Below are 14,004 nucleotides of genomic sequence, written 5' to 3' on the forward strand. Positions count from 1 at the left end.
GGCGGGCGTCAATTGGAGGCAGCATTGTTATGCCCCGCGCCTTAACCCGTCGGGAAAATGCCGATGAACCAGAACAGCGCCAGGGCAAAGACGGCGAAAAACGCGATCAGGCAGCCGACGGCGGTGCGCGGCTCCGAGGAAACCTGGAGGGATTCGTTGGGGTTCTGCGGGTTGTAGGCCACCTCGATCAGCGACCCCGGCACCGGCTGTTCCACTCCGGAGATCTCGGACTTCCCCATGAACAGGGTGCCCTGCGGATCGGTGAACTGGTAAGTGGGGTAGTGGCGGAGGTTCCGGTTGGAGCCGCCCACACCGCTGGTCCAGCCGGTGGTGCTGCCGGTGACGGTCGCCTGGACCTTGGGCCATGCGGCCATCAGCCGTTCCTGGCGCCTGGTCCTGCGGACTGCACGGACCAGCGAAAGAATCACGGCGGCAACGAACAAGGCCCACACGATGTACAGAATGATTTTCATGGCTTCCCCCGGTTCCGGTCACCAAGAAGTATGCCACTCCCGGCATGTGCCCTGGCCGGTGCCTTAAGGCGGGTCAGGCGGGGAGCCGGTAGCCGCCGTCGTGCACCTCGGCCAGGCCGTCCGCCAGCAGCCCCGCCAGTGCCCGCTCCAGCTGTTCCGGGGCAGTGTTGAGCCGGTGCAGCGCGGCCAGGGGCACGCCGATTCCTTCGGGCGCAAAGCCAAGATCAGCGGGCTCGCGCTGGAACATATCCGGCGGCACGGGGGTTTCGGCCAGGCGCAGCACGGCCAGCACGGCGCCACGGACCTGGCGGTCAGTGCCGTGCCACGCCTGGCCCTTGGGAACGTACGACGGCGGGGGCTCACCTGCAGCGAGCCAGGCGCAGGAGCCCTGCACCGGGCAGGCAGCGCACTTGGGCGCCCTTGCCGTGCACACCAGCGCCCCCAGTTCCATAACCGCAGCGTTCCAGCGCACGGAGGTTTCGTCGTCGTCCGGCAACAGGGCGGCGGCCAGCCGCATCTCCGCCGCGGTCAGCGCGGGGGCGGGAAGCGCGACGCCGGAGACCAGGCGGGCGTGCACCCGCCGGATGTTGGTGTCCACCACAGTTTCGCGGCGGCCATACGCGAAGGCGGCTACCGCCGCGGCCGTGTAGCTGCCCACCCCGGGCAAGGCCAGCAGTTCCGTGTAGGCATCCGGGACCATGCCGGCGTGGTCCTGGACAATGGCGGTGGCTGCGGCATGCAGCCGGAGGGCGCGCCGGGGGTAGCCCAGCCGTCCCCACGAACGGACCGCTTCGCCTGCCGGTTCGCCCGCCAGCCCTGCGGGCGTGGGCCAGCGCTTGAGCCATTCGTGCCAGACGGGGAGGACCCGGACCACGGGGGTCTGCTGCAGCATGATCTCGCTGACCAGCACGCCCCAGGGGGAGCAGCTGGGTTCGCGCCAGGGCAGGTCGCGGGCGATTCCGGCGAACCAGGAGTTGATCCGCTGATGGAGCATCTCAAGGTCGGCGGGGTCCGGAGGAGTGACCGCGGCGGCGGTGGTGGAGGTTTGAGTGTCGATGCCATATACCTTAGTTGATGGGCTCAGGCGGGCTGAAAACCGTGCGCGGCCAGTGCGGTGTGACCAGTGCGATCCGGCCTGTGGCGGCGTGGTGGCAGTGCAGAACCGGCGGCGTTCCCTAGCCTAGGAGGATGGGCAGGCAAGGCGATTCACCAGCACGCGGCACGGCATCCGGTTCCAGCAGCGTCCGGAAGCCCAGCCCTGCTGTCTACCGCCGACGTCGCCTGGTTGTCGGTGCGGCGCTGCTGCTGGTGCTTGCGCTTGTGGTCAGCGGTTTCGCCCTGGCCGGCGTCTTCAAGGGCGGTTCGCAGCAGGCGTCCTCAACGCAGCCTTCTCCAGGCGGCACCGCCGCCCCGTCTGCCTCCACAACTCCGTCTGCTGCCGCCACCCCTTCCGCCTCGGCGTCGGCAACCACGTCCGCGGCGCCGTCGCCCACTGCCTCTGCCACCCCTTCCTGCAACCAGAACCAGGTGACTGTTTCGGCGTCCATTGACAAGCCCGCTTACGGGCCGGGAGAAAACCCGATGCTGACACTTAAAGTGACCAATGGCGGCAGCGTCCCCTGCGAAGTCAACATCGGAACCTCGCAAATGGAATTCCTGGTAACCAGCGGCTCCGACCGGATCTTCTCTTCAAAGGACTGCCAGGCCTCCAGCGAGGACCTGGTGAAGGTGATTGCACCCGGCTCCAGCGAAACCGCGAACTTCCCGTGGAACCGGAACCGCAGTGCCGAGGGCTGCAAGGCCGTGGCTGCAGCGCCCGGCGGCGGTGGCGCGTACTACATCTTCACCGCCAAGCTGGGTTCACGGGCCAGCCCCAAGGCCGTCTTCCAGCTGAACTGACCACCCAGCTTCCGTCCATTGCTGAGTAACTGCCGTTTTCGGGGCGGCGGATTCATATGGTCATTGCAACAAGGCCATTTGAAGGGGTGTTGCGATGCCGGCGGGGTACGTATTTGGGGATCAGGTCAGGGACGGGTTTTTTGCTTTGCTGCGGCAGGGAGCGTCGATTAGTGAGGCGTGCCGCGTGTCGGGTCTGTGGTCCTCAACGGTGCTGCATTGGATCCGGAAGATGGGCCCTGTGGAGATGTCCAAGGGCAATCGTGGAGGGCCTGCAGGGGCGCCGTTTCCGGACGGCGTCCCTGGTTCAGGCAGGCTGAGTCTGTCGGAACGGGCGGTGATCATGGTGCGCCTGCGAGATGGCTGGTCCTACGCGGCGATCGGCAGGGAACTTGGCCGGGACCGGTCAGTGATCTGGCGCGAGGCCAGACGGAACTGCTGCGATGACGGCACCTACCAGTCCGACGTCGCGCAGCTAAAGGCAGGTCAGAACGCCCGCCGCCCCAAGGAACACAAGCTCGCCCATAAACCGCTGGCCCGCTTCGTGGAGTCCGCCATGGACGAGGGCTGGTCCCCCCAGCTGTGCTCGCTGGTCCTGGCTGGTGCATTCCCGGACGATAAGAGGATGCAGATCAGCCACGAGACGATCTATCAGGCCATCTACGTCCAGGGCCGCGGTCATGTCCGCCAGGACCTGTACCGGCAACTGAGCACCGGCCGGGCCAAACGGGTCACCGACGGACGCGGCCGGGGTCGGAACAACAGTCCGTTCAAGGACGCGCTGAAGATCTCCGAACGTCCTGCTGAAGCCGAGGACCGGGCCGTTCCCGGGCACTGGGAATGCGACCTGATACTCGGCTCGGTCGCCAGCAACTCAGCGATCGGAACCTGCGTGGAACGTTCGACCCGATACACCATGCTGCTGCACCTGCCCAACGGCCACAGCACAGACGAGGTCGCTAAGGCCATGATCACCGCGTTCGCCGAACTGCCGGCGGACCTGCGCAAAACCCTCACCTATGACCGCGGAGTCGAGATGGCCCGTTACGCCCAAATCCAGATCGCGATCGACGCGGAAATCTACTTCTGCGACCCGCACTCGCCCTGGCAACGCGGGACGAACGAGAACACCAACCGGCTCCTGCGGCACTGGTTCGCCAAAAGCACCGACCTGTCCGTCCACACGGCCCAGGACATCAAACGAGCTCAGGACAGCCTCAACAACCGGCCACGCCCCACCCTCGGCCTCGCAACACCCAAGCAGAAATTCAACGAACTCCTCCTCGCCGCAGCAGCCTAACCGTTGCAACGACCACTTGACTTTCCAGGCTGAAAACGACACTTACTCAGCAATCGATGGGGGAGGCGCGGGGTTGCTTGGTATGGGCGAAGCCTGCGGGGCACGCGGGGAGGGTTTGAATCGGGTTTAGAGGAAACGGTCCAGGAGGCTTGCCTCGGCCATCCGGCTAAGCCCCTCACGCACCGTCCGGGCGCGCTGGTCGCCGATGCCGTCAACAGTCATGAGGTCATCGATGGTGGCAGCCATCAGGAACTGCAGGCCGCCGAAGTGGTCCACCAGACGGTCCGCCACAGCCTTCGGAACTGCCTTCAGGCCGGACAGCAGCCGGTAGCCGCGGGGCTGCACCACGGCGTCCAGGTTTGCTTCGCCGCCCGCAAATCCCACGATCGACGAGATCTTGCCCAGGTCGATCAGTTCCGTTGGTCCCAGGCTGACCAGTTCATTGACGGCCTTTTCGATGTCTTCCGCGGAAGCATCGGGGCTGGCGTAATCGCGGATGATCACATCGCTGCCCGGGCCGCGGCCCACGGTGAGCTCGTCCAGCTGGAGGGAGAGGAGCCGGCCGTCTTCGCCCAGTTCCAGGACGTACTGCGAGATTTCCTCCGAAATGCGGCGGACCATTTCCTGCCGCTGCAGGGTGACCGCCACGTCGCGCACGGTCACCATCGCCTCGATTTCCAGGGCCGAGAGCGAGCTGGTGACCTGGTCCAGGCGGGCCACGTAGCGCTCCAGGGTGGCCAGGGCCTGGTTGGCGCGGGCCAGGACGTTTTCGGATCCCTCCAGGACATGCCGCAACCCGTTCACGTACAGGGCGATGATCTGCATGGACTGGCTCACGGAGATGACCGGGACCCCGGTCTGCTTGGCCACCCGCTCCGCGGTACGGTGGCGGGTGCCGGACTCCTGCGTCTCGATGCTTGAGTCCGGGACCAGCTGGACGGCGGCGCGCAGGATGTTGCCGGCGTCCTTGTCGCAGATGATGGCGCCGTCCATCTTGGCCAGTTCGCGCAGGCGGGTGGGCGAAAATTCGATGCCGATATCGAATCCGCCGGAGCAGATGGAATCGATGGTGCGGTCGGAACCCAGGACGATCAGTGCGCCGGTGCGTCCGCGGAGAATCCGTTCCAGGCCGTCGCGGAGCGGCGTTCCGGGTGCAACCCTGCCCAGAGTGGCCCTCAGCGATTCTTCGGGGCTCCGCGCCATAGGTGTTTCCCTTCAAAGGTGCGGACCGCCACCCGCAGGAATGCCGGCGTCCGCAGTTGGCCGGCAGGATCAAAAAATGCACTGATTCCCGCAAGCTCAATGATAGGGGCAAGAAACCCAACTTCCGCACGGTCAAGCCCCAAAGTGCCCCATTAGGGGGTGCCCGGAACGGCCGGGAAAACGGCCTTTGCACGGCTGGCCGGGCGGGTACTTTCGACCCGTTTGATGCCTGGCCCTGAGGTGTTGATCAGACGGACGGTCCCAGGGGCGTGACGGTTTTGGTGCTGCTGTCCCAAAGCCGCGATCCTGTGCAGCGGCCCTCGACGCGCAGGTCCAGCAGGTCCAGTGCAGTTCCGAGTTGGTGAGCGGGAATCCGCCGCGAGATGGTGACGTGTGGTGTCCAGGCCCCCGGACAGGTCTGCGCCAGCGCCCCTGACAAGCCCTGGTGCAGGAGGCGGTGAAGGTCCAGCAGGGGTGCGGTCAACAGAACCGACCGGGCAAGGACATATTTTCCGGTACCGGCGGGAAAGACAATCGCCCCGGAGAAGGTGACGTCCATGGGCAACGCTTCCCAGGGCCCCTCGTGTGCGGCAGCCAGGTCCTGGCCGGCGGCAAGCGTGATGTGTGGGCTGTTGCTGGCGGAAGTATGGGCGGCCAGGCTGGGGAGGCCTGCTGCCGCGAGCCGCGCCCAGTCGGCCCTGACGAGTGAATCCGTGGCCTCGTCAAAGACCAACTCGATGCTGCGCATGAACACATCATGCCGTTACCCGCGGCCCCCACATGCCAACCAGTACCCGCTGGCCATACTCGTGGACCAGTCTGCGCCGGTGAACGCCTGCCGGGTGTTGCCCCCGACCCGGGGCTTCAGCGCTTCAGGTCCCTGAGCATCCGTTCCAGATCCCTGCTGACTTTCGAAAGCGATGCGGCCCTGAGTGCTCTGTGCTCAGCCGCTGTCTGCACCCCACGCTTCCGGGATGCTCCGGAGGGAAGGGCCGACGCCGGTGCCTGCGTGGGCGTGGCAAGGTCCGTCGGGGCGGTAGTGAGCACGTTCGTTGCCAGGTTGGTGGCCAGGGGGTCGAAGAAGAGGTTGCCGGTGAAAGTGGCGCCATGCATCATGCGCCAAAGCTAACCGCCCCGCATTTCGCTGCTTTGAACGTCCGGTTTCGCCCGCGTTAAGCCGGACCGGTCCCGTTTGCAGCCCTGCGATAAACTTGTACTTTGGCCGTTTGCCAATCACATTCCCCGCCCTCGAGTCGCAGCGCAGTACCCGAAAGGCCCCTGGGCAGCCACAACCGCAGCGAAGGTAACACCGTGTCCCAAGATGTCCTGACCCCCGCCCGGATCTCCGGTATCCACAAAGAGGCCGGCCGCCGCAGGACCTTTGCTGTCATCTCGCACCCGGACGCCGGCAAGTCCACGCTCACCGAGGCCCTGGCCCTGCATGCAAAGGTCATTGGCACCGCCGGCGCTTCCAGCGGCAAGGCCAACCGCAAGGAAACCGTCTCCGACTGGATGCAGATGGAAAAAGACCGCGGCATCTCCATCAGCTCGGCGGCGCTTCAGTTCTCCTACCGCGACACCGTCATCAACCTCCTGGACACCCCCGGCCACGCCGACTTCTCGGAGGACACCTACCGGGTGCTCGCAGCCGTCGACTGCGCCGTGATGCTGGTGGACGCCGCCAAGGGCCTGGAAACGCAGACCATGAAGCTGTTCGAGGTCTGCAAGCAGCGCAACCTGCCCATCATCACCGTCATCAACAAGTGGGACCGTCCCGGCCTGGACGCGCTGGCACTGATGGACGAAATCACCGAGCGGACCGGGCTGCAGCCCATGCCGCTGACCTGGGCTGTTGGGATATCCGGGGACTTCCGCGGCGTCTGGGACCTCCGCAACGACCGCTTCGCAAGGTTCCAGCGCAACAACGCAGGCGCCCAGATCGCCATCACCGAGTACTTCACCCCTGAGGAAGCCGCGGAAAGCCAGGGCAGCAACTGGTCCGACGCCGTGGACGAGGCCGGCCTGGTCATCGAGTCCAACCTCGAGTTCGACGTCGACGCCTTCCATGCCGGCAAGGCCACCCCCATCCTGTTCAGCTCCGCCGCACTGAACTTCGGCGTCAAGGAACTGCTGGACGCGCTGGTGGACTTCGCGCCGCCGGCAGCGCCCCGCCCCGACGTGGACGGCAACCCGCGTCCCGTCGAGTCGCCGTTCTCCGGGTTCGTCTTCAAAGTCCAGGCCGGCATGAACAAGGCCCACCGCGACCACGTGGCCTTCATCCGCGTCTGCTCCGGCGTGTTTGAGCGCGGCATGGTGGTCACGCAGACCCGCACCGGCAAGTCCTTCGCCACCAAGTACGCGCAGCAGGTGTTCGGCCGGGAACGCGAAGTCATCGACGAGGCCTACCCCGGTGACGTTGTTGGCCTGGTCAACGCGTCCTCGCTGCGCGTGGGCGACAGCCTGTTCCTCGAGGACCCGGTGGAATACCCGGCCATCCCGCTGTTCGCCCCCGAACACTTCCAGGTGGCCCGGTCCAAGGACCCCAGCAAGTTCAAGCAGTTCCGCCGCGGCATTGAGCAGCTGGAGCACGAGGGCGTCATCCAGGTGCTCCGCTCCGACGTCCGCGGTGACCAGGCGCCCGTGCTTGCCGCCGTCGGGCCCATGCAGTTCGAGGTGGTGGAGGACCGCATGGCGCATGACTTCAGCGCACCCATGCGCCTGGAACGCCTGCCCTACTCGCTGGCCAGGATCTCGACGGCGGACGCCATGCCTGCGTTGGCCAACGTCATCGGCGCGGAGGTGCTGTTGCGGTCCGACGGCGAATACCTCGCCTTGTTCAACGACGTTTGGGCGCTGCGGCGGATCGAGAAGAACCACCCGGACCTGACCCTCGTGCCCATCGGCACGCACAACCCCGCAAAGTAGGAACCGTGAACGCAGTGCAAAACAGCGCAGTCCAACCCCGCGCACTGGTCACCGGTGTGGGCACCATCAACCCCCTGGGTTCCAACGCCAAGGAGACCTGGGAGGCCCTGCTTGACGGGCGTTCCGGGATTGCGGCGCTGGAGCAGGACTGGGCGGAACAGCTGCCGGTCAGGATCGCCGGACAGGTCACGGCAGACCTCTCCGAGCACCTCAGCACCCGCGAGATGAAGCGGATGGACCGGTGCGGGCAGTTCGCGCTGATTGCGGCACGGGAGGCGTGGGCGCAGGCCGGCGCCCCGGAGGTGGACCCGGAACGGTTCGCCGTGGTGATCGGCTCCGCGTATGGCGGCCTTGGCTCCACCCTTGAGCAGGATCGGGTGCTGGGACAGTCAGGCCCCCGCAAGGTCTCGCCGCACACCCTCACCAAGCTCATGGTCAACGGCCCGGCCGCTTGGGTATCCATGGACCTCGGTGCCCGTGGCGGCGCCCGGACGCCTGTCAGCGCCTGTGCCTCCGGGGCTGAGGCGATTGTCCAGGCAGCCGAGATGATCCGCTCCGGTGCTGCCGACGTCGTGATTGCCGGCGGTGTGGATGCCTCCGTGAATGACCTGGTGATCAGCGGCTTTTCGCAGATCCGCGCCCTGTCCACCCGCGCCGGCGACCCGCAGCTTGCCTCGCGGCCGTTCGACGGCGGCCGGGACGGCTTTGTGCTGGCGGAGGGCGCCGGGGTGGTGGTGCTTGAGAGCGAGGAGCACGCCCGTGCCCGGGGCGCTGCCGTGCTGGGGGCCGTTGCCGGGGGAGCCGTAACCTCGGACGCGAATGACATCGTGGCCGCAGATCCCGCCATGCAGCGGCGGGTCATGCAGAAGGCCCTGGATTCGGCGGGCATGCAGCCGGCCGACATCGGATTCGTCCACGCGCATGCCACCTCCACTCCCGTGGGGGACCGGCTGGAAGGGCAGTCCATCAACGCGGTCTTCGGCAGCGACGTACCGGTCACTTCCACCAAGGGGCATACCGGACACCTGCTGGGCGGCGCAGGCGCCCTGGCCGCCGTCGTGGTGGTTGAAGCCCTGCGGACGGGTCAGCTCCCCGGAACCCTGAACGTGGAGGCGCTGGATCCGGAAGTGGACCTTAACGTCCTCACCGAAGGCGCCCACCAGCTTCCCCCAGGTTACGCCCCGGCCGGGCTGGTGAACGCCTTCGGTTTTGGTGGCCACAGCGTGGCTTTGGTGATCACGGGCGCCTGACTCCACCAGAACGCCGGAACGGTGCCGGGACGCCGGAATGGTACGGAAACGCCGGAACGCTGCAGCGTTCTGGCACCGTTCCGGCGGTTCCGCCGGTTCCGGCGCCGGGTCAGGAGCGGGAGCCGACATGTCCGGCCAGGACGTCGAGAACCGGCAGTTGCCCCTTCACCAGCTTGAAGCGGGCCTCCGGTTCCGGGAACCAGCGGGCGTCGTCGATTTCCGGGTACTGCTGGATACGTCCTGAGCCTTTGGGCCACTCCAGTGGAAACGTGTTGCTGACGATCCGTTCCGGTTGGAAGTCGTGCTCGGCTGCGAATACAGTGATAATTTTCCCCGAGGGTTGCCGGAACCCGCCGAGGTGCCGGTAGTCCCCGGCCGGGGCGGGAGTGCCCATTTCCTCGGCAAACTCGCGCAAGGCGGCGGCCAGCGGGTCCTCGCCTGGCGAGTATTCCCCCTTGGGGATGGACCAGGCGTGCGCGTCCTTGCGGGCCCAGAACGGGCCGCCCATGTGGGCAATCCACACCTCCAGCAGGCCCCCGGCCCGCTGCCTGTAGAGCAGGATTCCTGCACTCGTCACGGGCATCTGTCCTCCAGGAATTGGATATTCCACAACAGCAGTTGCCGTCCCACGTTAACCTGCAGTTAACGGCGCTGCTTTAGGTTATTCCTTCAGGCACTCTGCTCGAAGGGACCCGTGATGGCCAATATTGCTGAGGTTTTGGGTCGGCTTACGCCGGAAGAATTTGAAGAGTTTCGCAGCCTTGGGCCGCAGGGCCACCTGCCACGGCACCTGGTGGATGCCCTGGACCGGGCGGCCGGCGGGCCCGGCTCCGGCCGCGGCTACTACGTACCCACCGGAAATGTAACCAACACCGGGGCGCCCCTGCTGGTGCTCCGCAGCGACGTGTCCGGCTGGCTCTTCAACACACACCGGGACGACCCCGATTCCTTGCCGCAGCACAGCTAGCTAACCGATCAGCAGGCTCAGGGCCTCGGTCAGGTGCTCCACCTCCCGCACTGAGAAGCCTGCCGGTATTGGGCCAGGGCCTGCATGGCTCGCGGGAACCACGGCGTGGGTAAATCCCAGCCGGTGGGCCTCCTGGATGCGCTGGTTAATGCCTGGCACCGGCCGGACCTCGCCGGCGAGCCCCACCTCACCAAAGGCAATCAGCCGGATGGGCAGGGGCTTGCGGGCCTTGGCTGAGGCCACGGCGAGGGCCACGGCGAGGTCCGTGGCCGGTTCACTGAGTTTCACTCCGCCCACCGTGGCAACATAAGAATCGTCCTTGTGCAGCAGGGTCCCCGCCCGTTGCTGCAGCACAGCCAGGAGCATGGAGACCCGTGAGCTGTCCAGCCCGCTGGTGGCCCGCCGGGGCTGTGAGTTGGGGCTTTCGGCGAGCAGTGACTGCACCTCCGCCAGCAGGGGGCGGCGGCCCTCCATGGTGACCGTGATGCAGGTCCCGGAAACCGGCTCCTTGGTGCGGCTCACGAACAGCCCGCTTGGATCGGCCAGGCCCTCGATGCCGTTCTCATTGAGGTCGAAGCAACCCACGTCATCGGTGGGTCCGTACCGGTTCTTGACAGCCCTCAGCAGCCGAAGCCTGGAATGCCGCTCACCCTCGAACTGGCACACCACATCCACCAGGTGTTCCAGCAGCCGCGGCCCGGCGATGGAACCGTCCTTGGTAACGTGGCCCACCAGCAGGGTGGTCATGTTCCGGCGCTTTGCTGCGGCAATGATGGATGCCGCCACCTCACGGACCTGGGACACACCGCCGGCGCTGCCATCAACGTCCGCGCTGCTGAGGGTCTGCACTGAGTCCACGATCAGCAGCCGGGGCTCGATCTTCTCCACCTGCCCCAGCGCCTGGCCGAGATCCGTCTCTGCGGACAGGTACAGAGACTCCGCGACAGCGTCGATCCGCTCCGCGCGCAGCTTCACCTGGGCGGCCGACTCTTCGCCGGTGACATAGAGGACGTCCTGGGCAGTCCGCGCGAACTTCGCTGCAACATCCAGCAGCAGCGTGGACTTCCCCACTCCGGGCTCGCCCGCCAGCAGGATGACGGCGCCGGGGACCAGGCCGCCGCCCAGCACCCGGTCCAGCTCGTCCACCCCGGTTGGCAGGAAAGCCGCTGTGGTGGCGTCCACGTCCGCGATCCGGCGGGCGGGTTCCACGACTGTGGTGGCCGCCGTGGTCCGCGCCACGGCGGTGCCGGTTTCCTCAACCGTGCCCCACGCCTGGCACTCGCCGCAGCGGCCCACCCACTTGACGGTGGTCCAGCCGCATTCAGCGCATTTGTACGCGGGCGCCTTGGAGGCCCGGGAAGTCTTTGTTGCCATGCCTTCAACCCTAGTGGCGGCCACTGACACCGGTCCCCACCCGCCCCTGGCCTACAGCGCGGGCAGCACGTCCCTGGCTTCGTCCGCATCCATGCCCGTGGCCTCCAACAGGTCCACCATCAGCGGCCGGAACAGCATCACCACGGTTTCACCCTCCAGCCGCTGCACCTCCAGCAGCTTGGGGTGCAGGCGCAGGGCGATCTCGCTCAGGTCGCGGCGGGCGGTGCGCAGGTGGGCGCGGCGGACGCCGTCGTGCGATTCCGCAAGGCCAAGCGAAAGCTCGTCAATCGCGGCAGCGGTCTCCTGCAGTACCTCCGCGATGCTGTCCGTCGCCTCGTCCGAGAGGGCGGCGTGGTTGATGGCGCTGGTGAGCCGCCGCGCAAATACGCGGCTGTTGCGCAGCGCAAGGTCGATGAAGTCCAGCGACTGCTTGAGCCTGTCCAGCTCATCCCGGTGCCGGCGGTAGGCAGGCGCCAGCGTGGCAACCTCCCCGGAGGCGCGCAGCGACTGGCGCATGGCATCCACCAAAGGCTGGCAGTTCCTGCCGCGGATCAGCGCGTGCCAGGCCTGGGTGGAGTCGCTGTTGACCAGGGCGCCGGCGCACTCCCGCAGCACTTCCGCCAGTTCATGCAGCAGTTTCTGGACGTCGCGGCGCGGTTCCCGGCGCGGATCCTTCGGCATCAGGATGGTCACCAGCAGTGCGAAGAGGCCGCCCACCACGGCGTCGATGCTGCGGGTGAACGGGCCGCCTGCGGGCGCCGGCAGCAGCACCACCAGCAGCGACTGCAGCGCCAGCTGGGTGGTGAAGATATTTCCGCTGTCCAGGAACCGGGCCAGCAGGATGGAGAAGAGAAGCACGACGGCGGCCACCCAGATGTCGCCGCCCAGCCAGTGCAGGAGCAGGTCGCCCACGGCGATCCCGATGGTGCAGCCGAGACCCACTTCCATCACGCGCCGCAGCCGGGGTTCCCGGGAAAACCCAAGGGCGATGAGCGACGAGGTGGCAGCGAAGAGCGGGCCGGAGTGACCCAGGATGTTGTCGGCGAAGGCGTAGGCGCCCACCGCACACACGGTCATCTGGATGGCAGGGACAACGGAATTGCGGCTGCGGATCAGTCCGGTCCGGACCCGGCCGTGCAGGAAGCGCCTGGTCGATGAGAGTCCTGCTGGGATGGCCATGGGTTCAAGTCTATTCAGTGCCTAGCCACTGCCCGGTGCACGTGCACTACGGCTTTACATGTGAGCGGCGCAATGGTGACCCGGTATTTGTCAGCCAATATCCCGCCGTCGTTAATCCTCCGTTCACTTTGTACAGCCCATCCCGTTACCTGCGGCCCATAACTTTCTAGAAGGTACACACCGTACGCATCGCGCAGCAGGGTTCTCCGGCCCTGTACCGCACCTGAATAACCCTGGAAGGGGTACATCTAGTGAAGGCACTCCGCTTCGGCCGCCACGCGGCTATCGCTGTCATCGCAGCCGGCGCACTCGCGCTCAGCGCCTGCGGTTCAGACAACGCCACGGGCACCGCGCCTGCCGGCAGCCAGTCCGCCGGCGGCACCAAGGTCACCGGTACCCTGACCGGTATCGGGTCCTCCGCCCAGGGCGCCGCCATGGACGCATGGAAGACCAACTTCGCTTCCGCCAACTCCGGCGCCACTGTGCAGTATTCCCCGGACGGCTCCGGTGCAGGCCGCAAGGCTATCCTGGACGGCTCGGCCCAGTTTGCCGGCTCGGACGCCTACCTGAAGGATGACGAATACGCCTCCTCCAAGTCCGTATGCGGCCCCGACGGCGCCATCAACGTCCCGGTGTACATCTCCCCGATCGCCGTTGCCTTCAACGTCCCCGGCATCACCGACCTGAAGCTGGACGCCACCACCGTGGCCAAGATCTTCCGCGGCCAGATCGCCAAGTGGAACGATCCCGCCATCTCAGCCCTGAACCCCGGCGTCTCCCTGCCCGACCTCAAGGTCACCCCGGTGAACCGGTCCGACGACTCGGGCACCACCCAGAACTTCACCGACTACCTGGCCGCCGCGGCCTCCGACGTCTGGACCGACAAGGCCGCCGGTGTCTGGCCCGCCGGCCTCCAGGGTGAAAACGCCAAGGGAACCTCAGGCGTGGTCAAGACCGTGACGGACACCCCCGGTGCCGTGACCTACGCCGACGACTCCGCCGTGAGCGGCAAGCTGGGCGTGGCCCAGATCAAGGTGGGCGATTCCTTCACCAAGATCTCCGCCGATGCTGCCGCCAAGGCAGTGGACGCCGGCAAGCCCGTTGAAGGCCGCGCCGCCAACGACCAGTCCATCAAGCTGGACCGCAAGACCACCATCGCAGGCGCCTACCCGATCGTCCTGGTGTCCTTCCACATCCTGTGCACCACCTACGACAAGCAGGAGACCGTCGACCTGGTCAAGGCCTTCGAGCACTACGTAGTTTCCGCTGAAGGCCAGAAGGCTGCAGCAGATTCTGCCAAGTCCGCTCCGCTGTCCTCGGATCTGGCCGCCAAGGCTGCCAAGGCCATCGACTCGATCAAGGTCAAGTCCTAGCCAGTGCCGTAAAACCGGGTTCCCCGCCTGCCGGAAGGCAGCGCGGGGAACTTGGCTTTGCACC

14 protein-coding genes are annotated in these 14,004 nt (G+C 66.6%); 6 read left to right on the forward strand and 8 right to left on the reverse strand.

The window, feature by feature from the left end:
• Positions 1-41 precede the first annotated feature (41 nt).
• Positions 42-473 carry a DUF3592 domain-containing protein gene (locus FBY33_RS06290; protein WP_142029789.1) on the reverse strand — a complete coding sequence of 144 codons (432 nt, stop codon included), beginning with the start codon at positions 471-473 and terminating at the stop codon, positions 42-44.
• A 73-nt stretch (positions 474-546) separates the two neighbouring features.
• Positions 547-1,467, reverse strand: a complete 921-nt coding sequence (locus tag FBY33_RS06295) for an A/G-specific adenine glycosylase (protein WP_142029790.1) — start codon at positions 1,465-1,467, stop codon at positions 547-549.
• Between the two features lie 194 nt (positions 1,468-1,661).
• Between FBY33_RS06295 and FBY33_RS06300 the strand changes: the two genes are divergently transcribed.
• On the forward strand, positions 1,662-2,372 hold the full coding sequence (locus FBY33_RS06300) for a hypothetical protein (RefSeq protein ID WP_142029791.1): 711 nt from the start codon (positions 1,662-1,664) through the stop codon (positions 2,370-2,372).
• Positions 2,373-2,466: 94 nt separating this feature from the next.
• On the forward strand, positions 2,467-3,669 hold the full coding sequence (locus FBY33_RS06305; RefSeq protein WP_142028935.1) for an IS30 family transposase: 1,203 nt from the start codon (positions 2,467-2,469) through the stop codon (positions 3,667-3,669).
• A 126-nt stretch (positions 3,670-3,795) separates the two neighbouring features.
• On the opposite strand, the gene disA is transcribed toward FBY33_RS06305, so the two are convergent.
• The 3 genes from disA to FBY33_RS06320 form a co-directional block, all read right to left on the reverse strand.
• A complete protein-coding gene (gene disA / locus FBY33_RS06310) occupies positions 3,796-4,872 on the reverse strand; it encodes a DNA integrity scanning diadenylate cyclase DisA (protein WP_142029792.1) in 1,077 nt (358 codons plus the stop codon).
• A gap of 247 nt (positions 4,873-5,119) precedes the next feature.
• A complete protein-coding gene (locus tag FBY33_RS06315) occupies positions 5,120-5,620 on the reverse strand; it encodes a 2'-5' RNA ligase family protein (protein WP_142029793.1) in 501 nt (166 codons plus the stop codon).
• 116 nt (positions 5,621-5,736) lie between these two features.
• On the reverse strand, positions 5,737-5,988 hold the full coding sequence (locus FBY33_RS06320) for a hypothetical protein (protein WP_142029794.1): 252 nt from the start codon (positions 5,986-5,988) through the stop codon (positions 5,737-5,739).
• 195 nt (positions 5,989-6,183) lie between these two features.
• Here FBY33_RS06320 and FBY33_RS06325 point away from each other — a divergent pair, with 195 nt between their 5' ends.
• Positions 6,184-7,797 (forward strand): peptide chain release factor 3, encoded by a 1,614-nt coding sequence (locus tag FBY33_RS06325; protein WP_142029795.1) that lies wholly within the window; start codon positions 6,184-6,186, stop codon positions 7,795-7,797.
• A 5-nt stretch (positions 7,798-7,802) separates the two neighbouring features.
• Entirely contained in the window at positions 7,803-9,047 is a 1,245-nt protein-coding gene (locus FBY33_RS06330; protein ID WP_442858320.1) for a beta-ketoacyl-[acyl-carrier-protein] synthase family protein, read from the forward strand.
• Positions 9,048-9,156: 109 nt separating this feature from the next.
• Here FBY33_RS06330 and FBY33_RS06335 read toward each other — a convergent pair whose 3' ends face one another.
• Complete coding sequence (locus FBY33_RS06335) at positions 9,157-9,630, reverse strand: NUDIX domain-containing protein (protein WP_142029796.1); 474 nt, start codon at positions 9,628-9,630, stop codon at positions 9,157-9,159.
• 114 nt (positions 9,631-9,744) lie between these two features.
• Between FBY33_RS06335 and FBY33_RS06340 the strand changes: the two genes are divergently transcribed.
• The gene (locus FBY33_RS06340; protein WP_142029797.1) at positions 9,745-10,014 is read left to right on the forward strand and encodes a hypothetical protein; all 270 of its coding nucleotides are present in this window, start codon (positions 9,745-9,747) and stop codon (positions 10,012-10,014) included.
• Here FBY33_RS06340 and radA read toward each other — a convergent pair whose 3' ends face one another.
• Together radA and FBY33_RS06350 are read right to left on the reverse strand one after the other, a co-directional pair.
• Entirely contained in the window at positions 10,015-11,388 is a 1,374-nt protein-coding gene (radA, locus tag FBY33_RS06345; RefSeq protein ID WP_142029798.1) for a DNA repair protein RadA, read from the reverse strand.
• Positions 11,389-11,439: 51 nt separating this feature from the next.
• Complete coding sequence (locus FBY33_RS06350; protein WP_142029799.1) at positions 11,440-12,567, reverse strand: FUSC family protein; 1,128 nt, start codon at positions 12,565-12,567, stop codon at positions 11,440-11,442.
• A 251-nt stretch (positions 12,568-12,818) separates the two neighbouring features.
• Here FBY33_RS06350 and pstS point away from each other — a divergent pair, with 251 nt between their 5' ends.
• On the forward strand, positions 12,819-13,940 hold the full coding sequence (pstS, locus tag FBY33_RS06355) for a phosphate ABC transporter substrate-binding protein PstS (RefSeq protein ID WP_142029800.1): 1,122 nt from the start codon (positions 12,819-12,821) through the stop codon (positions 13,938-13,940).
• Positions 13,941-14,004 lie beyond the last annotated feature (64 nt).

This window comes from Arthrobacter sp. SLBN-112, from assembly GCF_006715225.1.
GTDB lineage: Bacteria > Actinomycetota > Actinomycetes > Actinomycetales > Micrococcaceae > Arthrobacter.